Raw genomic sequence first — 22,188 nt, forward strand, 5'->3', positions numbered from 1 at the left:
TGTAAAATTGTATATAATTACCATAATTAAATACAAAAACTTTTCAAAAATAACTCTATCATTTATGGTTATGTTTTTGATATCCTATATCTTTATTGTTTGCATTATTATTTTAGTCATAAAATTAAAGAATAAAATTTTATTAATGTAGTACCTACACAGTACCTCAAAATATAAAAAGATTTTGATTAATACTATAAAGTGCTTTAAAACAAAGAGTTGCACCCATAGCTTAACTGGATAGAGCGTCGCCCTCCGAAGGCGGATGTTTGGGTTCAAGTCCCGATGGGTGCGCCACTAATAAAATCAAGTCAGTTATTCTCAGTCAGTTGAATATTTCACCTACTTTTTTATATTTGCATGCATCAACTTAATTTTAGAGAAAAATATAATAGTCAATTCACAATAATGGGAAATTTTAATGAAAAAATATCAGTTTTATAATCGAATTCATAGCTTATTTTGCAACAAGTACAGCTATCCTCCACCAACTAAATGAAGGGATGATAAACCTACACTATTTGTGGAGGATCAATACCATTATTATCTAATAAATGGATCAGCATATGCTCCCAACTTTCAAATAATAAAAGTTTGAACATACCTAATAGTTCATCCCATAAATCATCATATGTAACACAGACTTTTCTGCACCATTGAAATAACTGGTCTGTGAATTCTAATATTTGATGAATATAAAAAGCTAGCATAATTAAAATATAAAAATTAAAGCTTTCCCCTTTCAGATGACCCCAATTATGAGCTAGTTTATATCCAAAGTTTTTAAGAGTATTAAAACACTGATTCTCTATACGCCATCTAGCTCTTGCTGCCTTAGTTATAGTTAATCCGATAGTTATTTGACAATAATGTTATAATATTTAGAAAAAATGTCATCATATAGCCAAGATTTCAGAGATATCGTAATAACTAAATATAAAGAAGGCCTAACAGACAAAGAGCTAAGTAATTTTTTTAATATAGATATCCGTACTACTAGATCTTGGATAAACTTATACGAGACAACTGGTGATTATAAATCTAAGCAAGGCTTGGGTTGCGGTAGAGTAGCAACCTTTACAGATAAGGAAGCGATAGAAAGCTACTTAAGAACATATCCAGATGCAATGGCTTTAGATATTAGAGAAGCATTAGCTCCTGAAATACCTAGAAGCACATTTTATGATTGTCTTACCAGACTTGGTTTTAGTTTTAAAAAAAGACACCTAAATATAAGCAAAGAAAAGAACAAGATAGGCAAAGTTTTATAGAGGTTGTTGAGACTATTGAACCTAACAAACTTGTATATTTAGATGAAATGGGTATGGATAATAAACAGTCTGTACTAAGAGGATGGTCTCTTGTTGGTAAACCTAGCTATGGTGAAGTTATTGCTTATCAAACTCAGAGAAAAAGTATAGTTGCTGGTTATAACTATTTAGAAAAGAAGATTATAGCACCGCTAGAGTATACTGGATATACAGATACTCAAATTTTTAATCAGTGGTTTGAAGAGCATTTATGTCCTGAGTTAATTCCAAAGACTACTGTTGTTATGGATAATGCTAGTTTTCATAAGTCTCCTAAATTGGCTAAAATAGCAGAGAAGTTTGATATACAGATACTATACCTTCCTGCTTATTCTCCTGATTTAAATCCTATAGAAAAAATTTGGGCCAATTTTAAAAGAATTTTAAGAAAAGTAAATAATTCTTTTGATAATTTATCTGATGCTATTACTCACGTCTTTAGCACAATATTATCAGATTAACTATATCTGTGCTATATTGCTCTTATCAACCTCCAAGTTAGTTGCCCACACACCAGCTATCGTTGATTTTTGCTTACCATCTTTGTCTTTGCTAATCGTAAAAGCTTTAACTACAGTAACTTTCGTGCTTGAGTCTTTGTTTAGAGGTATGTCATAATACCATCTGTATGCGATAGATGTATTGCCCATAGTACTCTTATGACTTTGATATTCAGAGCTATCTAAGCACTCATATAGATGTTTATGATTACCCTGTTTTATTCTAAATATATAATCTTCTCCATTTTGTATTACTGATTCTATAAAGGGTTTAGTAGCATAGATACTATCTGCTAGCCATATAAAGTTCATTCTTGGATGTTGTGATCTAAGTTTTGGTAATAAGCGTTTAGCTGCATTAATTTCACAGTCTTGCTTCTTATCACCATCAGTGTTTTTAATAGGTTCAGGCATTAATGGGAATATTTGCTTTTGATTTGGATGGCATATTATTGCTTGTAATGCCTGATGGCTATATTCTACTTTACCATTACGTTTTCTCTTTTGTAAACATTCTTCACATTTTATAGTTTCAGATGAATGGTATTGTGTAGCATCTAATGCTACAAGATACTTATCTTCAAACCTAAAATTAGATAAGTGCTTACCTCGTTGTAAACGGTTTAAGTAGTTATTGAATATTGGTTGAAACTTATCATACTTAATATTTGATATGATAGTCCTCAGTTGATTATCACTAGGTATTTCTGTAACTCCAAATTGGGTTTGCAGATTATTTTTATATTGTCGTTTCTGCATTAATCTTTGATATTTTAATAAGCTAGATGATTTGTAAAACATACAGGCAAGGGTAGATAATGCAGCATCACTAATTTGATAATTTACACTACTAGCTCGTCTATTATCTGGTAAATTACTAATGTTAGACTTAAATCCATCTATAAGTGGCTGTAAACTTAGATGTTTTTTGGTTTTGACCATTACATAAAAAATATTTTAATATTTGTATGTTATTATCTAATAATATTAAGTATTTTAGTATATTCTAGTGAAAATTAGTGCGAAAAAGTTAAAAACTAAGCATTGAGTTTAATAGCTTTGTGGGCTCACTGAGAATAGCTGTTATCCAGTTTGAGGAAAGGTTGCAGGCATACCTATAACAGTTTAATGAAGAGGCTCCCCAATAGTGCCCTTTTAAAGTATTATACAACGATCACAGCAATTTCTTTCATTATCTTCCGAATCATCATCTATTGAAAGATTAACATCATCCGATAAAGAAAACTCTTCATCATCTGATAAATAATTCTCATCATATATTTCTAAAGAGCCATAGGTTTTACGGCGACGATTATTTAATGATGACAATAACTCTTTATCTTCTTCGCTGTCTCTATGCACTCGAATATCCACTCTAGGAGACCTTAAACTATTCCTACTTCTGCTTATATCTTCTAAAAAAGGAGATTTTTCATCTTCTTCATCCAAATAAGAATTATTTTCACTAAAAGATCTAAATCGAACAGGAATTTCGATAGTAGAGTGACTTCTACTTCTACTTATATCTCCTAATAGAGGAGATTTCTCATCCTCTTCATCCAAATAAGAATTATTTCCACTAAAAGATCCAAATCGAACAGGCATTTCGATAGTAGAGTAAGCCCTGCGCCTACTTGGATCATCATATATCTCTGTTTGATGATAAAGATTATTTGATACAGTTACTAATTTATCACGAATAAGAAGTTTTAATTTATCTTTTATTAATAAATTAAGTACTTTTTTATTAATACATATGATATTATTTTGATCTGTTTTATATTTGTACAGCAATTGGCCTTTTACATTAAGTATAGGTTTATCTAAAATTTCACCAGTAACTCTATCTCTCACTGCTTTAATTTGGATATATGTAGCGCTCCATCGTTTAGTTACTTTAATAATTGTTTCAATATATTTTTTTATAAGAGTGCGATATTTCTTAGTATTTGGATTATTTCGTGATTCTAAATCTATATATCCAATAATTTTTAAAACTATACTATCATTAGCATTTACAAAATTAAGTATATAATCTATATGGTTTTCTTCTAGGTATATAAATGTACTTCTTTCCTCTGTACTATTAATTAATATTAAAGCTGGCTTATTATAGATGCGTGATAAACAAATTTCATTATTATAAGAAAAACTATAATTTGCGTATGATACAGCATTTTCACAGGTCACTGGAGATAAATAAGCATCACTCTCTTCTTCAGGTTCTTTATTTTCAAAACTGGCATGTCTTGCAGCATCTAAACTAGCTCTATGTTTTCCAGGAAATAAATAAGCATCACTCTCTTCTTCAGAGTTTTTATTTTCAAAACTGGCATGTCTTACCGCTTCAGAACTAACTTTACGTTGTCCAAGCAATCTACCAAATAAAATCTCTTCTGATTTTATAATTTTACTTAGCTTAGCTTCGTTAATACATTGTATTGTTATTCCTTCTCTAGAAAGTCTATTTTTTACACCTAATTTCATTGTAAATACACCTTCTGGGTTATATATAGGTCTAATAACACCAGCTGTTACAGACTTTCCAAATTTCTTGGTATTTACAGGAGGGGGAAGGAGCCTTAAATACGAAGCTAATCTTACTCCTCCTTTAGATTTCTTATGAACATATCTAATATATAAGTTTATGAAGTGCATGTCTTGGGCTGTTTGTTTAACTGAAGTAATAAATTTAATTTTTATATTTCCACTAGAACTATTTATATAATTATCTATAACTCGTTGCTTATTTTTAAAGTAAAAGAATATAGTCCTGCCTTGATCATTATCAACTAATATTACAGCTATCTCTTGATGAATTTTTGCTAAACAAACTTTTTCATCATAACGACTTCTGAATCTACTTTCATGTATATCGTCTTCTCTAAGGTAAATCATTTGTGTATAAAAATATTGTTTTATACACAAAGTAAATTATTATATTTATCTAGTTGCAATAGATTTTATAGCTAATTTAAAAAATAGTGCCTATTTTAGAATTTTTTATCATTATTTAGCATAAAGAAATCTACTATTTTTTTCTTTAGTGATTTTGATGGCATCGTCAAGTTAACTAATTGTCAGCTATTCTCAGTGAGCCCACAAAGCTATTAAACTCAATGCTTAGTTTTTAACTTTTTCGCACTAATTTTCACTAGAATATACTAAAATACTTAATATTATTAGATAATAACATACAAATATTAAAATATTTTTTATGTAATGGTCAAAACCAAAAAACATCTAAGTTTACAGCCACTTATAGATGGATTTAAGTCTAACATTAGTAATTTACCAGATATAGTTAATCTGATAATATTGTGCTAAAGACGTGAGTAATAGCATCAGATAAATTATCAAAAGAATTATTTACTTTTCTTAAAATTCTTTTAAAATTGGCCCAAATTTTTTTCTATAGGATTTAAATCAGGAGAATAAGCAGGAAGGTATAGTATCTGTATATCAAACTTCTCTGCTATTTTAGCCAATTTAGGAGACTTATGAAAACTAGCATTATCCATAACAACAGTAGTCTTTGGAATTAACTCAGGACATAAATGCTCTTCAAACCACTGATTAAAAATTTGAGTATCTGTATATCCAGTATACTCTAGCGGTGCTATAATCTTCTTTTCTAAATAGTTATAACCAGCAACTATACTTTTTCTCTGAGTTTGATAAGCAATAACTTCACCATAGCTAGGTTTACCAACAAGAGACCATCCTCTTAGTACAGACTGTTTATTATCCATACCCATTTCATCTAAATATACAAGTTTGTTAGGTTCAATAGTCTCAACAACCTCTATAAAACTTTGCCTATCTTGTTCTTTTCTTTGCTTAGATTTATAATCACCAGTTGTCTCGTATAAGTTTATCCAAGATCTAGTAGTACGGATATCTATATTAAAAAAATTACTTAGCTCTTTGTCTGTTAGGCCTTCTTTATATTTAGTTATTACGATATCTCTGAAATCTTGGCTATATGATGACATTTTTTCTAAATATTATAACATTATTGTCAAATAACTATCGGATTAACTATAATAGACGAGCTAGTAGTGTAAATTATCAAATTAGTGATGCTGCATTATCTACCCTTGCCTGTATGTTTTACAAATCATCTAGCTTATTAAAATATCAAAGATTAATGCAGAAACGACAATATAAAAATAATCTGCAAACCCAATTTGGAGTTACAGAAATACCTAGTGATAATCAACTGAGGACTATCATATCAAATATTAAGTATGATAAGTTTCAACCAATATTCAATAACTACTTAAACCGTTTACAACGAGGTAAGCACTTATCTAATTTTAGGTTTGAAGATAAGTATCTTGTAGCATTAGATGCTACACAATACCATTCATCTGAAACTATAAAATGTGAAGAATGTTTACAAAAGAGAAAACGTAATGGTAAAGTAGAATATAGCCATCAGGCATTACAAGCAATAATATGCCATCCAAATCAAAAGCAAATATTCCCATTAATGCCTGAACCTATTAAAAACACTGATGGTGATAAGAAGCAAGACTGTGAAATTAATGCAGCTAAACGCTTATTACCAAAACTTAGATCACAACATCCAAGAATGAACTTTATATGGCTAGCAGATAGTATCTATGCTACTAAACCCTTTATAGAATCAGTAATACAAAATGGAGAAGATTATATATTTAGAATAAAACAGGGTAATCATAAACATCTATATGAGTGCTTAGATAGCTCTGAATATCAAAGTCATAAGAGTACTATGGGCAATACATCTATCGCATACAGATGGTATTATGACATACCTCTAAACAAAGACTCAAGCACGAAAGTTACTGTAGTTAAAGCTTTTACGATTAGCAAAGACAAAGATGGTAAGCAAAAATCAACGATAGCTGGTGTGTGGGCAACTAACTTGGAGGTTGATAAGAGCAATATAGCACAGATAACTAAGGCAGCAAGAGCTAGATGGCGTATAGAGAATCAGTGTTTTAATACTCTTAAAAACTTTGGATATAAACTAGCTCATAATTGGGGTCATCTGAAAGGGGAAAGCTTTAATTTTTATATTTTAATTATGCTAGCTTTTTATATTCATCAAATATTAGAATTCACAGACCAGTTATTTCAATGGTGCAGAAAAGTCTGTGTTACATATGATGATTTATGGGATGAACTATTAGGTATGTTCAAACTTTTATTATTTGAAAGTTGGGAGCATATGCTGATCCATTTATTAGATAATAATGGTATTGATCCTCCACAAATAGTGTAGGTTTATCATCCCTTCATTTAGTTGGTGGAGGATAGCTGTACTTGTTGCAAAATAAGCTATGAATTCGATTATAAAACTGATATTTTTTCATTAAAATTTCCCATTATTGTGAATTGACTATTATATTTTTCTCTAAAATTAAGTTGATGCATGCAAATATAAAAAAGTAGGTGAAATATTCAACTGACTGAGAATAACTGTTAAAAACTAAGCATTGAGTTTAATAGCTTTGTGGGCTCACTGAGAATAGCTGAATTATTATAAATAAAGTTTTTTGAAAGGCTATCTTTTTTGAAGTGCTGACTTAGCCTGAACACGGCACATGAATCAAAAGTTACCGTTGCTTCCTTCCGGACCTGGCGGAGTTCACAATCTAGCATTGCGTGGAAACCAAGTCAGCGGAATATATACTACTAAATATATAGATAAATTACAAGCCATCAAAGCAAATTCCATTATTGGATATAAATTGGTATTATTATCTAAAAAGTAATCTAAGAATAAAGAAATGCTTATTGTAATCTCTCCAGCTAAAAGCCAAAACTTTAAACCTATCAAAACTTCATTTGATTTTACTCAGCCTATATTCAAAGCTCAAATTGCTCAGCTTATAAAAACTCTTAAGCATTATGAAATAGATGAGATTGAAAAACTAATGAAAATTAGTCCAAAATTAGCTCAGGAAGTATTTGATAAACACACTAGTTTTGACCCTAACGATTATAATAGTACAAATGCTAAAGCTGCTATTTTTACATTTAGTGGTGATGTTTATAAAGGCTTAGATGCTCAAAGTTTAGATATCAAAACAATTGAGTACTCTCAGCACCATTTATTTATGCTATCTGGGTTATATGGTCTGATTAGACCTCTCGATCTAATCCAAGCTTACAGACTAGAGATGGGTACAAAAATAAAAATAAATAATCAAATTCTTTATAAATACTGGCAAGATAAAATCACATCTCAACTAAATAGTGCATTGTCTAAACATCAAAATAAAATTCTAATAAACCTGGCATCAAATGAATATTCCCAAGCAATTAATAAACCATGTTTAAATGCTAAATGGCTAGACATAGATTTCAAAGAAAATAAAAATGGTACGTACAAAACTATAGGTATTCATGCTAAAAGAGCACGTGGATTAATGACCAGATACATCCTTAATAATGAAATCGAGAGTATTAGTGATATTAAAAATTTTGATACTCTAGGCTATAAGTTCAACCCCGATTTCTCTAAAGAAAATCTATTATGTTTTACGAGATAGAAAATGAAAATTAAAATATTCTCCCTAGGAGAAAAACCGCCTAAATGGGTTAGTAGTGGTTTTGATGAATATCAAAAAAGACTCGGGAAAGCTATTCAATTAGAGTTAATTGAGATTCCCATAGCTAAACGCACCAAAACTGGAAATCCAAATGTATGGATGGAGCAAGAAGCTAAAGCTATTCTTAACAAGTTAAATCAAAATGATTATCTAGTTATATTAGATGTCAAATCTAAAATTATCTCTACCGAAGAGCTTGCTGCTAAAATGCAAAGCTGGAAGCTTAACAATCCTAATATAGTTATTTTGATAGGCGGGCCAGATGGTATAGATAGCAGTATCAAAGCTATTGCTAAAGATAAAATCTCAATATCCAAGATGACTTTTCCTCACCCTATTGTACGCATAATAATAGCTGAGCAACTCTATAGAGCCTATACTATTTTAGAAAATCACCCGTATCATAAATAAATAACATCTTTTGCTTAATAATTTAGTGTTTTAACAAATTAAACTATTGTTATATATTGGCTTAATATTACTCTTTTAAATACTGTTTAAATAAATCTTTATACTTAATTAACTCAGCATACGTAAGTAAAAATACTCCATCCCCTCCTTCACTAAAACTTAACCAAGTAAATGGGACATCTGGACACATCTCCATCAAAGCATATTGACTATTACCGACTTCTACAATTAGTACACCTTTCTCAGTCATATACTGGTCTGCTTCGAGTATAATTCTTTTAGCCAAATCTAAACCATCACTCCCTGCTTCTAAAGCAAGCTTTGGTTCATAATGATACTCTTTTGGCATACTCTCAAAATCTTTTTTATCTACATAAGGAGGATTTGAAATTATCAAGTCAAATTTCTGATCTTTCAAATTATTAAATAAATCAGACTTCACTACTTTAATACTATCTACTAATTGATGTTTTTTTACATTATGGTTTGCAATTGTTAATGCATCATCAGAGATATCTACCAAAGATATTTTCGCATTTTCAAAAACGCTACTACAAGCTATGCCAATACATCCACTACCAGTACACAAATCCAAGACATTTTTAACATCTTCAATATCTCCAATCCATGGAGAAAAATCATTTCTAATAAGCTCAGCTATTGGAGAACGAGGTATAATAACTCTCTCATCAATATCAAACTCCATACCAGCAAACCAAGCTTTTTTAAGAATATAAGGCAGAGGTTTACGCTCATAGGCTCTTTGATAGACAAATTCGATTATTTGTTTTTTCTCTTGGGTTAATAATCGCGAATTTACCATATTACTATCTATATCATGAGAAATATTAATCGCACTAAGAACAAGGTGTATAGCCTCATCCCAAATCGAATCCGATCCATGTCCAAAATATGATTGATTCTCTGTCATCTCAGAAATTGACCAACGAATGTAATCCATGATAGAGTGTAAATTATTTATAATGTCTTGTTGTTTTTCTTGACTATACATTTAGTTTATTAACCTTTTTTCCATGTAGTGCCAGTTGCACTATCTTCTAATATTATTCCCTGCTGTTGTAACTGATTTCTTATCTCATCAGCCTTAGCATAATTTCTAGCTTCTTTAGCTTTAGAGCGCTCTACAATCAACCTCTCAATCTCACCAGTATTCACCCCTCTAACTTGCTTAAAGTAATCTTCAATATCTGTAAATAAAATACCTAAAACATCACAAAGCTTTCGCAGTAAAAAAGCATAACCGCTAGCTTTATATCTATTTGTGGTTTTTAGAGTGTTTATTTCTTTTGCTAAAGCAAATATTACAGCCAAGGCCTCTGGAGTATTAAAATCGTTATCCATAGCCTTTATAAACTTATTTTCATACTCATCAGCATCATCTGGCAGATTAACTTCGATAGGCTCTATATCCCTTAGAGCATTAAATAATCTCTCTAAAGAAGCTTTTGCATTATCAAGATTTTCTTTTGAATAATTAATCTCACTTCTATATACAGTAGATGCTAAGAAATATCTAATAACTTCTGGATGATACTCTTCCAAAACATCAACTATTGTAAAAAAATTGTTTAAAGATTTTGACATTTTCTCAGCATCAACCTTCACCATACCTGAATGCAACCAATAATTAGCAAATGTACATTCATTACACGCTTCAGATTGAGCAATTTCATTCTCATGATGTGGAAATCTAAGATCAGACCCTCCAGCATGAATATCAAAGTTATCACCTAAAAGTTTCTTTGACATTGCTGAGCATTCAATATGCCAGCCAGGACGTCCAGAGCCCCATGGTGAATCCCAAGCAGGTTCTCTTTCTTTTGCCATTTTCCAAAGTACAAAATCCATAGGGTTTTCTTTCTCTTCAACAACATCAACTCTTGAACCTTGCTGTAAAGCCTCTAAATTTTGCTTACTTAATTTACCATAATCTTGGAATTTAGTAACACGATAAAAAACATCACCATTACTACCTTGATAAGCATAGCCTTTATTAACTAGAGTTTGGATCATGGCTATCATTTCTGGTATAGTTTCTGTCGCTCTTGGTTCTTTAGTAGGTTTTAGGATATTTAATTTGTCAAATACATCATGCATAGCATTGATATTCCTATCAACAAGCGCTGTAGTTGATTCACCATTCTCATTTGCTCTTTTGATAATTTTGTCATCAATATCCGTGATATTTCTTACCATTGTGACATCAAAATCACGATATTTAAAGTATCTATAAATAACATCAAAAGCTACGAAAGTACGAGCATGGCCAATATGACAATCATCATAAACAGTGATACCACAAACATACATCTTAATTTTATTCGCCTGTATAGGCTTAAATTTTTCTTTTTTACCCGATAGGGAATTATAAAAAATCATCAAACACTAAATCCATTTATCAAATCTTATATTATAAGCTACCAGTATAGCTAAATTTTACCATCTTTTGAAAAAAAATTAGAACTCAAAACTTTTATAAACCATATTGAGATATGGACTAACGTCATTAAAATCATCCAAAATATCACATCCACCATAAACACTACAGCCAGAATCAAAATAAACTCTAGAATCATCGCTACAATTTGAGCTTATAGTACAGCTTAAACCATCTGCTATAGCATATATTTGTCCTTCACCATCCCTAAAAATTTGATATTCTGATCCACTAGCTGGTATGACGCTAATCAGCGAACCATCAGACATATTTTCCATATAAATATTACTGTCTGTAACAATGAATAAAGCTCCAAATTTAACAATTAAACTCTGTATTTGCTCTCCTGAAAAAATGCGTGAAGATACTAAAGTTGGCACAGCCACACCAAAACTATACAAATATTTATAATAACTACTACCATTAAAATATACAATATATAACTGTGTTGAATTTTTCTTTATTATAACTGGTTTATTTGCAACCTCTTCTATTAATGTCCCTCTAGTTGATCCTGTCCCATCACCTAGCAAATATGTCCCTTCAGCATTAAAATCAAAAATATTAGCGCCCTGAAAAATCAATGGGACACTTGAGTCTAGAGTAAATAAAGCATCTGGTATCACAACATGTACATTTGATTCATCAAAGTCTACTAATCCTGTTGTATATGTATCAGCCAATGAAGCAATAAAAAGCTTATTAATACTATCATAAGCAGTTTTATAAACATCAAGATCAAAATTACTGGATCTTGATGTTTTTCTTAAAATCAAAAGTTTTGGTTCTTCATTATTAGAGTTATTAAACCATTTAGCAAGCACTATACTACCATCTGAACTTTCACCATCCTCATCATCTATAGCACCATCTAAATCCCAAGCTGACTGCCAAGCTGAACCAGTTCCTGGACCATATGCCCACTCTGCTGAGCTTGAACACCACCCAGCAATCTTACAACTATACAAATTCTCACCTGATGCAACTACATCTCCATTTTCATACTCTGTGCCAGCCACATATGTAGGATAATCTGAACTCTCGTTTCCACCAGGCAAATCTACTACAGCCTGCCAGTTAGAAAGATCAGTCTCTGCTTGTGCTATATTATCAAATAAATTTCTTAGCGTTGTTGAAGAGGTATAAACCTTATTATCATCATAAATAACTAAAAAAACACTCCAATAGCCTTGCTTAAGGTCCCACCCAATATTAAGTTTATAATTAGTAGATATAGTTAATCTGATAATATTGTGCTAAAGACGTGAGTAATAGCATCAGATAAATTATCAAAAGAATTATTTACTTTTCTTAAAATTCTTTTAAAATTGGCCCAAATTTTTTCTATAGGATTTAAATCAGGAGAATAAGCAGGAAGGTATAGTATCTGTATATCAAACTTCTCTGCTATTTTAGCCAATTTAGGAGACTTATGAAAACTAGCATTATCCATAACAACAGTAGTCTTTGGAATTAACTCAGGACATAAATGCTCTTCAAACCACTGATTAAGAATTTGAGTATCTGTATATCCAGTATACTCTAGCGGTGCTATAATCTTCTTTTCTAAATAGTTATAACCAGCAACTATACTTTTTCTCTGAGTTTGATAAGCAATAACTTCACCATAGCTAGGTTTACCAACAAGAGACCATCCTCTTAGTACAGACTGTTTATTATCCATACCCATTTCATCTAAATATACAAGTTTGTTAGGTTCAATAGTCTCAACAACCTCTATAAAACTTTGCCTATCTTGTTCTTTTCTTTGCTTATATTTAGGTGTCTTTTTTTAAAACTAAAACCAAGTCTGGTAAGACAATCATAAAATGTGCTTCTAGGTATTTCAGGAGCTAATGCTTCTCTAATATCTAAAGCCATTGCATCTGGATATGTTCTTAAGTAGCTTTCTATCGCTTCCTTATCTGTAAAGGTTGCTACTCTACCGCAACCCAAGCCTTGCTTAGATTTATAATCACCAGTTGTCTCGTATAAGTTTATCCAAGATCTAGTAGTACGGATATCTATATTAAAAAAATTACTTAGCTCTTTGTCTGTTAGGCCTTCTTTATATTTAGTTATTACGATATCTCTGAAATCTTGGCTATATGATGACATTTTTTCTAAATATTATAACATTATTGTCAAATAACTATCGGATTAACTATAAGTCATCTGGAACACTAATAGCTGAATTTAAACTACTCGTATGTACATCTAAAGAGCTATCTTCTTTTTCTATATAACCTAGATAACCTTGTTCTTTATCTAATATTTTTTCTTCTGAGCTTAATCTATAGCTTGATAAATTACCTGTCATAGCATCAGTGTTTGCATAAGGTATATTTAAAGGAAAAACATCTTCACTATGCTGAGTAAACCTGCTACTTGGTAATGTGTTATAAATAAAATTTCGTATATATTTCAGTATTCCATTATCATAAAACTCATGTTTAACATTAAAACTTATTAAATAAGGATCAGCATTATATAATTCAGCATTAGTATTATCATACTCAAATCCTGGAGCAATTGAGTTTGGTGTAGTTGTAAATCTAAAATCTCCAATATCTTCACTTGTAGTCTCAGATAAATCAACTTCTCCTATAATGTTAGCAAAATGACCTTCGTCTAAATTTATATTTTGCTTTTCATCAACTAATGTACTAATAGCAAGCGAATCCATTCTAAAATTATAAGCAAGTGCAGATATTATTACCATCAAGACAAACGCAAACATTAATGCTGCTAGTAATGAAGATCCCTTTATTTTCTTTATCATACCACTCCAAAAGCCTATAAATTAATAACCTTACTAAATGTTTGTCCTCCAACTTCAAAAGAGGCCTTGACTGCTGGATAACCAGAACTATCTATATCTATATCAGATGTAATGGCGTTCCACGTTATTACATTATTATCAACTGTTGCATATTCCAGCTGAAGATTATCTACTCCCCTCACTAACTCATAAGATTTACCAGCAGCATTATTATCCTTAATATATACATATAGAGAATATATGGTTTGTCCCTCACTATCTTGCTGTCCTGTATCTCTAATATAGAGTATTTCAAAAGAATATTTTCCGATATAATCACCTGGATAATAGGCAGCTCCTAAAGGAGCTTGCGATAGCTCTATAATATTTGTATCTGTGTCTACAGTCGATGCTTTAGCCAAGTTGATATATTTCTTATTACACAAAAATAAGTAATCCCCCGTCGCTATATCACCTACAGAATTAACATTCATAGTTGAGCTAAGAGCATTTATCTCAGCAAAAGAAGTATGGCTTAGCTCTTTCTTAACCATAATATAATCTGTCCCCGTTTGATAGCATTCTCCTGAACATCCATCTTCTAAGGTTTCGGGGAGCTGATCAGAAGTTGTTAAAGGTAACTCTCCTATACGTATCATTGAAGGGCTATAAAAAAAACTATCAAGAGAGTCAGAAGTTCTATCATAATAAGTCTGTCCAGAATACCCAAATTTACATGCAAATCCAATATCTTTGACAAAATCATAAAATACGTTTTTAACTAATAATTCTTTAGACTCCGATGTTGTTTTATCTTTATAATTGTTATAACTATTTTTCACTGATACATAAATACTTATTAAGGCAGAAACCGTCATTACAGCTATCAAAGTCGAGACTAAAACTTCTACCATGGTAAGTCCCGAGTTTTTTCTTTTATTTCTACATATCAATTGCATTTTGTACTACCTACTTTAAAGCTTATAACACACACCAAGATGGAAGCAGCTCATTATCAAAACCATAAGCTGTACATCTCCAAACAACACCTTCTGAAGTTATATCGTTACTTGTAAATGGTGCAACAGTTATATAAGCGCCTGGTCCAAATGGAGGATCATCTAGAGGGGTTGCCGTAACTATTTGTGTGGACCCCAAGTTAAGCAACACACCAGTATTTGATGACCATTTAGCTGTACTCTCAGACAACAAATCTGCCCTTGCAACATCAATCTCTGCAATAAGTCCTGATGTCTCATCTATCATCGTTGCGCCTGCTGCAATATAAATCTCATTGGCTCTTTGCATATATGCTCCAAGCTGTTGACTGATTATATCGGTACTAGCAGTATATGCTCTTTTTATTACTTCTAATGAAAAATTTTCATTAGATGCTGTAAATTCTTGAATATTACTTCCTGAGGCAACCTTAGAGAAAATAATCTCACCCATAGCTGTTTCATCAAAAGTTCCTGTTAACATAAACTCATCAACTCGCCTATCCAACTCATCAACTAATTCAACTTTCTTCTCCAGCAAGATTGCTTTTGATATTATATTTCCTAGAGTGTAAAAAGCAGCAATCAATAAGAACATAGCTAACATCGAAGCTACAAGAACCTCTATTATTGTAAAACCCTTCTCATTACTCGCTCTCATCAGATCTATTTCCCTTTACCTCTCAAGCTTCCATCATATAAACTCTCCCTCACACAATAATTTTATCATAAAAAGACTTGCATTACCTTTAACCTTAATCTACAGTTATATGAATCTTTGGTTAATGATCCCAAAACCCTTATATAAACTTAATTTTTGGTTTATTTTATTGCACTGTTGAGAACCACAATTATTAGAGATTTTGACTTTATCTTTACAAGATTCATTAATAAAACACTCTAATCCATTTTTAAATACAAAAAATTCTCCCAAATTATTTCTATGAAACTGTAAATTATTATTTTTATTTACTTTATTATTATAAGAATTTTTTACAACTCCTCCAAAAAGAATCTTATAATCTAAATTACTTTTTTTCTCTGGCTCTATAAATAATTTAATAGGCTGATTTTCATAAGCTATAAAATCCAAATCTATAAATAAAGATTCTGTTGAAATATTTAACGTAACTTGGTTAATGTTCTTTGAGATTTTATCCATATCATAATCAATCTTTCCACCATTAACATTAATTTTTTCAATTTTGACATTTTTACCCACTATATAAAAAATGAGTTTATTATCTTGTAGTGATATATCCTGATGACATACAAATTTAAGTAAACCATGATAACCAGCATTAAAATTAATAAGTTCACAATCATTAGCATAAAGTTTGAGTATACATAAACCTAATAAAAAAAAAATGCTAAGCTTCTTACACATAGCAACACCTATATTGAAATACTTTTAAGCTGGTTATTTTGAAAATCATCGATATAAATATCCTTCTTTGTGACTATATATTTCAAACCGTATTTAACTATTATATTTTGGATGTTTTGTTCAGGATATATAACAGGTTTTAAAGCATTAAAAACATTACTATCTCTAGTGTAAATATATTGATAGTAGCTATTTTTATCATAAATCAAAAGATAGTTACTATAACTATCTTTTTTAGCTATTACTGGAGGGTTTTTAATTACATCCCCTAAGATCACAGTATTTTTTTTAATCTTATAAGCACTATCAAACTTATAAACCACCAACCTATCTCCAACAAACACATACAAAGAGCTACTTGCTAAAGTAAAAAAAGGATCTAAAGCAATCACATAAACATTACTCTTTTTTATTTCCCCTAAATTATTGATAATATCTCTAATCGATGTAATATAAGCATCTTTTGTTTTATCAAACTCAATATCTCCAACTATAGCTCCAGCATCACCATCCTCACCATAACGTATCGATAATACAGCTAAACTTGGTTCAACATTATCCTTAAGATATTCCCAGCTAACAGCGGCAATTCCTACTGGGCCATCTACAATTTTAAAAGGTGTTGATAAGTCCAATACTGCTTTATCAAAATGATTTGTTAAATCATCAAGTTTGGTTTTATAAATATATAAATGCTTATTATCATATATCGCTATTAGCATTTGCCAATTTCCCTTATGAAGATCCCAACCTATATTAATTTGGTAGTCATCTGATAGCTGCATTTTTTTTAAACTGATTACTTGAACATTATTATTTACTGAAATCACAAACCAATTATATTGCTTTTCAATAAAACCTATATAACCTTTACTTTTATCACCAATATCTCCCTGCTTATTTAAATGGTAATGCTTCTGTAAGTTATTCATTCTATCAACATTAACATATGGAATATTAATAGGCACAAAAGCTGAATCATAATTAATCATAGAGCCTCTTGGTAAGCTTTTATAAAAAATCTGCTTAGTTATCTTAAGGTTATCTTTATAAAACAATTTATGAATAATGTCTGAGCTTATTGCAGTTGGCTCACCATGATATAAAGAAATATCTATATTTTTATGCGAGAATATAGGTTGTCTACTCTGTAAAGTATTTTCAATAACATAATTACCTAAATTACTTTTTCCTGCTTTAATATGATCTTTTTTAGTTATACTTTGAATATACTGCTGCTCAAATGTTGATATAGCTTCTTGATTAGCTAAGCTTTTAATACTAAGCAAATTATATCTAACTACATAGATAAGGCTTGAAACTGTTACTAAAATTACAAAACCAAATATCATTGCTGATAATAATGATGATCCTGTTATTTTAATTAAATTTCTCAAACTATACCCTCATCACAACAAAATTATTTTCTCAAAATATTTATTTTTAATTTTAAATGATATCTTTATAGCTTTACCATTAGTATCATCCAAATCTATATTTTTAAATATTTTTCTCCAAGAAAGGTTTTTTCTATTCAATACTGAATAGTTTATTTTCAAATCAGAAACTCCTTTTATAAGTGGATACGAAACCCCTTTTCTCGAACCATCTTTCAAATACATATATAGCGAGTAGCTTAATTTACTTGAATTATAAGGATTATACTTAGCTGCTATATAAAATATCTGTACACTATATTTGCCTATATAATCTGATTTATAATATTCACTAGATGGCGCAATAGCTAAATGAATTTGCTTATTATTTTTATTAATACCTGCTAGCTTTACTATATCTATATTATCATTATTACATAAAGCAAGGTAATCTCCCACATTCCATTGCTGAGGTTTTTCTAAGCTTAAATTCAAGTTAATCAATTTGGAAGCTAAATCTGTAAATGATTGCTCAGCTTTTACCATAATATAGTCTGTATTTGACTGATATAGAATACCCTGAGAATTACCTAAAGAATCTTGTAGATAACTAGTAATAAAGGATATATTACCAACCCGAATAGAAGAATTATTATAAAGAAAATCAAAACCTAAAGAATTATCACCTGTCCTATTAGTATAGGACTGATTTTTAGAGCCATATTTACAAGAAAGGCCAGCATTAACAATAGCATCATAAAATATTTTTTTAGCTGTTAGCTCTTTAATATCTATTTCAGCTTTTGATTTAGCGTTTATATAATTTTTTTTAAATGATATATATATATTTATAGCTATAGTTATAACAATAATTGAGATACTAATTGCTACTAAAAGCTCTACAAAAGTAATTCCTTTACCAAATTTCTTAGTTAAATTTGCTGCCATATTTAATTACTTCTTTAGATATTTTAATATTAAAATCTATATCTTCAGCTACAAACTTAACCAATTTCAAACTAGAAGGCGGAAGCTGAAAAAAATGATTACTATCAATAGTTGAGTTATTAAACCTACCTGTTAGTATATATTGATTAATTTTTTTATCTAATTGCTCTGCTAATAAAACTTTTTTATTAGTTACTATTGATGTTGAGATTATCGAATTTATTACTAAAAAAGCTGAGGATAATACAAACAAAATTAAAGCTGAGGAAGCTATGCTTTCAATTAAAGATAATCCTTTTTGTTTATTAATGCATACAGATCCAAATAGCACTACTCAACATATTATTAATAAAACTTTAATATATCTTAACATGTATTTCCCCCAAAATCATCTTTCTATAAAAACTTTTACATTTCTATTGGATCTTTTAACTCTAAAATAACCTCTTTTAGAAGATTACCTTCCATTTCAGAAATTTTAACTATGAATTTAGGTTGATCCCAGAAACTACTTATAGAGATATCCTCTTGCTGTACATTTTGTAATAAATCTACAACTGTATCAACCGGATATTCAGAAAGATCTACTCCTGCTAATCTTTCAATCGCATACACAGGAGCATCTGCTTTTATCAAAAATTTATTTTCAGCCAAAGTAATCCATGGCTCTTTAACCAAATGAAACTCATCAGAAATTCTTCCAATCAAAATTGTCAATAGATTATCTAAGGTAATAAATCCAAATGGTTTATTATTTTTATAGACTAATGCAAAGTGAGGTTTACCTTGCTGAAACTTCTTCAAAACATCAATTAACTGATCATGATGAGATACTTTCAATATTGGCCTTAGATTTTCTTTTTGTGAGTCATTGCCTAATGCACATAGAATATCTTTAGTATGTATAACACCTATTATATTTTTTTCGTTCCGTTGATAGACTGGATATCTTGTATATAGGTTTTTCTTAACCACCTCAAGCTTCTCTTGACTTGTCAAATTATAATCTATTAACACCATATCTTTTATAGGTCGCATTGCATCAACAGCTTGCAAATGGGAAAATTCAACCATTCTTAATAAAATATCTCGATGTTCTTCTGTTAGAGGCTTTTTAAAATGGCTACTTTTAAGAATAATTTTTATTTCATCAGCAGTATAGCTATATTCAGCTTCAGTCTTAGCATCAAGCCCAAAAAGATTTAATAGCATATTAGCTGTAGTATTCAATATCCATATAAAAGGAAACATTACCCAATAAAAAGTATATAAGGGAATACAAGTTAACAACGATAACCTTTCGGTTTGTCTTATGGCCATTGATTTTGGCATAAGCTCACCAATAACTATATGTAAAAACGATATAATTGCAAAACCTGTCGCAAAAGCAATAAACTGAGAAAGTTTAAGTGAACCAATCCCTAAATATACAAAAAATGGCTCTAACAATTCAGAAAATGCCGGCTCACCCACCCACCCTAGGCCTAGTGATGCCAATGTAATGCCTAACTGGCAAGCAGAAAGATATATATCTAATTTGCTATGAACTTTGTACAAGATTCTACCTTGTATACCTTTTTTCTTATTCAAAACACTAGCTTGCGAACTTCTAAGTTTTACTAAAGAAAACTCTGCCATTACAAAAAATGCATTCAATAACACAAAACTAAATGCTATTACCAAATAAAATATATTATCGTATCCTGTCATTTTATTACTTTACTTTCGGCCTCCCCAATACAACCACACACAGTATAGTATTTAAAAAAAGTAGTACGCTTGGTAGCATACACAATAAATACATATAATAATCAGTCTCAGAATAAAACCTGCAAGTAGAAATAATAGCAATTACCAACCCAAATATAGAAAAACTCAGTTTAACTGAATTAGCATAAATAATTTCTAGCCAGCTTTCAGCTCGATCAAAAGACTTACTAGTAGGTTTCCACCCTTGTGACCTATTCATATAATAACTTATTTCTGCCTTTATTCCACACCAAAAAACAAATGATGACAACATAAACATTGCCACATATATCTGAAAAATTTTACTTAAAATATTTCCTTGTATGTTCCCATATAGATAATACCAAAAGCTTAAGATAAATAGTGGAATAAGTGATAAGTTAACTATAAATACAAAACCAGAATCATTTTTTGGAAAAAGTACAAGTAATAAGGCAAATATTGGGAAACCAGAGGCTACCACTTTAAACAACAGATAAAGCATATCTAGCTTCACTCTAAATTTTAGATTTTGTGAAGCTACTATATTAGCCATATACTTATGCATAACCTGCATCCCACCAAAAGACCACCTCAACCACATCTTCTCAAATTCCTTTAAAGAAGTTGGAACCCATTCACCAGTCTTAAGAAAAACTGGCTTGCTAGTAAAACCTGCCTCATAACAACGAAACCCTGCAGCAATATCTTCGGTTACCATTACTTGAGACTTATAATATTCCTCCCACTTTGATGTCGCAGTTAATGCTTGTTTACTCCATATTCCATTATGACCCTGATAATTACAATAACCACGTTTACCAACAAACTCATTGAAATAGCGAATTGTATTTTGAAAAATACTAGCAACTTTAGTGACTAAATTTACATTATAATTTGTACTCTCTATCAAAAAACTTACAAAACCTAACCTATTATTTTTTTTGAACTCTGCTAAACCCACCTTCAAAGCATTTATTGGCAAGGTTGAATCTGCATCTAAAAACAAAACATGATCAAAGCTTATATTATCCATAGCAATATCAAGATTGCGAGGTTTAAATCCTTCAACACCATCTCTGTGAATGAATTTACAACTAAATCCATTTCTCATATTATGTTCAGAAACGTAATTTTGCCACCTATCAAAATCTTTATGTGTTAAGTTACTATTATCAACCACGATTATTTCTTTTTTTGTAACATCATAATCTAAAGCATAGGCTGAATCAAACGTTAGCTTACAAACTTCAAAAGGCTCATTTCTAGTAGTTATAACTATAGAGCAACTCTGACTTTCATCAATCTCCATAAATTCACTATCAACAGCAAAAAAACTATCTACAAAACAATGAATACTCAAAACTATCCTATAACCCAACAAGAAAAATGTCGGCAAAAGAACACTTAACATCAGCAACGATGCAAATGGATGAATGCTATAGTTTGCAACAAAAAAAGTTTGAGAAACATAAATAACAAAAGCAAAGCTTAACACTACATACAAAACACTAATAAAGTCTAATCTCTTATCTTTTGAAGTTATATATAGAAATATAATAAAACTAAGTAGTAACAACAATAAAATCAGCCCAGCATAAAATTCTTCAACGAATGAAAGGCTATATAAAAATATTATGATCAATAAAAAAGTTAATAGTTTCTTCATAATGAATATAAAATCAAATGATTGAGAGTTTACTGTA

At 30.3% G+C, this 22,188-nt stretch carries 21 protein-coding genes, 1 tRNA gene and 1 other RNA gene; 5 read left to right on the forward strand and 18 right to left on the reverse strand.

Translation table 11 applies throughout. The features are described from left to right. Positions 1–221: 221 nt before the first annotated feature. Positions 222–297 (forward strand) — tRNA-Arg (locus tag ACR0PV_RS08870). A gap of 215 nt (positions 298–512) precedes the next feature. Here the strand turns inward: ACR0PV_RS08870 and ACR0PV_RS08875 are convergent. Beyond that, positions 513–710, reverse strand: a complete 198-nt coding sequence (locus ACR0PV_RS08875) for a hypothetical protein (protein ID WP_488172739.1) — start codon at positions 708–710, stop codon at positions 513–515. 180 nt (positions 711–890) lie between these two features. Here ACR0PV_RS08875 and ACR0PV_RS08880 point away from each other — a divergent pair. After that, positions 891–1,771, forward strand: a protein-coding gene (locus ACR0PV_RS08880; protein ID WP_488172194.1) for an IS630 family transposase whose coding sequence is annotated in 2 segments (ribosomal slippage) — positions 891–1,215 and positions 1,215–1,771 — 882 coding nt in all. Because the reading frame shifts where the segments join, the coding sequence is not laid out codon by codon here. Here ACR0PV_RS08880 and ACR0PV_RS08885 read toward each other — a convergent pair. From ACR0PV_RS08885 to ACR0PV_RS08895, 3 genes are all read right to left on the reverse strand, one after another. Next, positions 1,772–2,752, reverse strand: coding sequence for a hypothetical protein (locus ACR0PV_RS08885; RefSeq protein WP_488172212.1), 981 nt, complete (start codon positions 2,750–2,752; stop codon positions 1,772–1,774). Between the two features lie 213 nt (positions 2,753–2,965). Beyond that, complete coding sequence (locus tag ACR0PV_RS08890) at positions 2,966–4,708, reverse strand: hypothetical protein (RefSeq protein ID WP_488172211.1); 1,743 nt, start codon at positions 4,706–4,708, stop codon at positions 2,966–2,968. 491 nt (positions 4,709–5,199) lie between these two features. Next, positions 5,200–5,805 (reverse strand): transposase, encoded by a 606-nt coding sequence (locus tag ACR0PV_RS08895; protein WP_488172740.1) that lies wholly within the window; start codon positions 5,803–5,805, stop codon positions 5,200–5,202. Between ACR0PV_RS08895 and ACR0PV_RS08900 the strand changes: the two genes are divergently transcribed. Further along, complete coding sequence (locus ACR0PV_RS08900; RefSeq protein ID WP_488172741.1) at positions 5,796–7,082, forward strand: transposase; 1,287 nt, start codon at positions 5,796–5,798, stop codon at positions 7,080–7,082. The genes ACR0PV_RS08895 and ACR0PV_RS08900 overlap by 10 nt on opposite strands. Positions 7,083–7,381: 299 nt before the next feature. Here ACR0PV_RS08900 and ffs read toward each other — a convergent pair. Further along, positions 7,382–7,478, reverse strand: an RNA gene (ffs, locus tag ACR0PV_RS08905) — signal recognition particle sRNA small type. Positions 7,479–7,590: 112 nt separating this feature from the next. Between ffs and yaaA the strand changes: the two genes are divergently transcribed. Both yaaA and rlmH read left to right on the forward strand, forming a co-directional pair. Further along, positions 7,591–8,355: a peroxide stress protein YaaA gene (yaaA, locus tag ACR0PV_RS08910; RefSeq protein WP_488172742.1), complete on the forward strand. Its 765-nt coding sequence runs from the start codon at positions 7,591–7,593 to the stop codon at positions 8,353–8,355. 3 nt (positions 8,356–8,358) lie between these two features. Further along, a complete protein-coding gene (rlmH, locus tag ACR0PV_RS08915) occupies positions 8,359–8,826 on the forward strand; it encodes a 23S rRNA (pseudouridine(1915)-N(3))-methyltransferase RlmH (protein ID WP_488172743.1) in 468 nt (155 codons plus the stop codon). A 67-nt stretch (positions 8,827–8,893) separates the two neighbouring features. Here rlmH and prmB read toward each other — a convergent pair whose 3' ends face one another. From prmB to ACR0PV_RS08980, 13 genes are all read right to left on the reverse strand, one after another. Then, positions 8,894–9,838, reverse strand: a complete 945-nt coding sequence (prmB, locus tag ACR0PV_RS08920) for a 50S ribosomal protein L3 N(5)-glutamine methyltransferase (protein ID WP_488172744.1) — start codon at positions 9,836–9,838, stop codon at positions 8,894–8,896. Between the two features lie 8 nt (positions 9,839–9,846). Beyond that, positions 9,847–11,226, reverse strand: coding sequence for a cysteine--tRNA ligase (gene cysS, locus ACR0PV_RS08925; RefSeq protein ID WP_488172745.1), 1,380 nt, complete (start codon positions 11,224–11,226; stop codon positions 9,847–9,849). Positions 11,227–11,304: 78 nt separating this feature from the next. Beyond that, the gene (locus ACR0PV_RS08930) at positions 11,305–12,342 is read right to left on the reverse strand and encodes a hypothetical protein (protein ID WP_488172746.1); all 1,038 of its coding nucleotides are present in this window, start codon (positions 12,340–12,342) and stop codon (positions 11,305–11,307) included. Between the two features lie 179 nt (positions 12,343–12,521). Then, positions 12,522–13,402 (reverse strand): IS630 family transposase gene (locus ACR0PV_RS08935; RefSeq protein WP_488172178.1). Its coding sequence is split into 2 segments (ribosomal slippage): positions 12,522–13,078 and positions 13,078–13,402, totalling 882 coding nucleotides; the frame shifts between segments, so codons are not numbered across the junction. A gap of 46 nt (positions 13,403–13,448) precedes the next feature. Next, positions 13,449–14,066 (reverse strand): hypothetical protein, encoded by a 618-nt coding sequence (locus tag ACR0PV_RS08940; protein ID WP_488172747.1) that lies wholly within the window; start codon positions 14,064–14,066, stop codon positions 13,449–13,451. Between the two features lie 14 nt (positions 14,067–14,080). Continuing rightward, a complete protein-coding gene (locus ACR0PV_RS08945; protein ID WP_488172748.1) occupies positions 14,081–15,004 on the reverse strand; it encodes a PilW family protein in 924 nt (307 codons plus the stop codon). Between the two features lie 22 nt (positions 15,005–15,026). Beyond that, the gene (locus tag ACR0PV_RS08950) at positions 15,027–15,704 is read right to left on the reverse strand and encodes a PulJ/GspJ family protein (protein ID WP_488172749.1); all 678 of its coding nucleotides are present in this window, start codon (positions 15,702–15,704) and stop codon (positions 15,027–15,029) included. A gap of 105 nt (positions 15,705–15,809) precedes the next feature. Then, positions 15,810–16,430 carry a hypothetical protein gene (locus ACR0PV_RS08955; protein WP_488172750.1) on the reverse strand — a complete coding sequence of 207 codons (621 nt, stop codon included), beginning with the start codon at positions 16,428–16,430 and terminating at the stop codon, positions 15,810–15,812. 8 nt (positions 16,431–16,438) lie between these two features. Further along, complete coding sequence (locus ACR0PV_RS08960; protein ID WP_488173989.1) at positions 16,439–17,782, reverse strand: hypothetical protein; 1,344 nt, start codon at positions 17,780–17,782, stop codon at positions 16,439–16,441. Positions 17,783–17,839: 57 nt separating this feature from the next. Then, positions 17,840–18,754, reverse strand: coding sequence for a PilW family protein (locus ACR0PV_RS08965; protein ID WP_488172751.1), 915 nt, complete (start codon positions 18,752–18,754; stop codon positions 17,840–17,842). Beyond that, positions 18,735–19,085: a hypothetical protein gene (locus ACR0PV_RS08970; RefSeq protein WP_488172752.1), complete on the reverse strand. Its 351-nt coding sequence runs from the start codon at positions 19,083–19,085 to the stop codon at positions 18,735–18,737. Before ACR0PV_RS08970 ends, ACR0PV_RS08965 begins: the two co-directional genes overlap by 20 nt. Before the next feature lie 77 nt (positions 19,086–19,162). Beyond that, a complete protein-coding gene (locus ACR0PV_RS08975; RefSeq protein ID WP_488172753.1) occupies positions 19,163–20,464 on the reverse strand; it encodes a hemolysin family protein in 1,302 nt (433 codons plus the stop codon). A gap of 4 nt (positions 20,465–20,468) precedes the next feature. Further along, positions 20,469–22,151 (reverse strand): glycosyltransferase family 2 protein, encoded by a 1,683-nt coding sequence (locus tag ACR0PV_RS08980; RefSeq protein WP_488172754.1) that lies wholly within the window; start codon positions 22,149–22,151, stop codon positions 20,469–20,471. Between the last annotated feature and the right edge of the window lie 37 nt (positions 22,152–22,188).

Source organism: Francisella sp. AG1, from assembly GCF_057683165.1.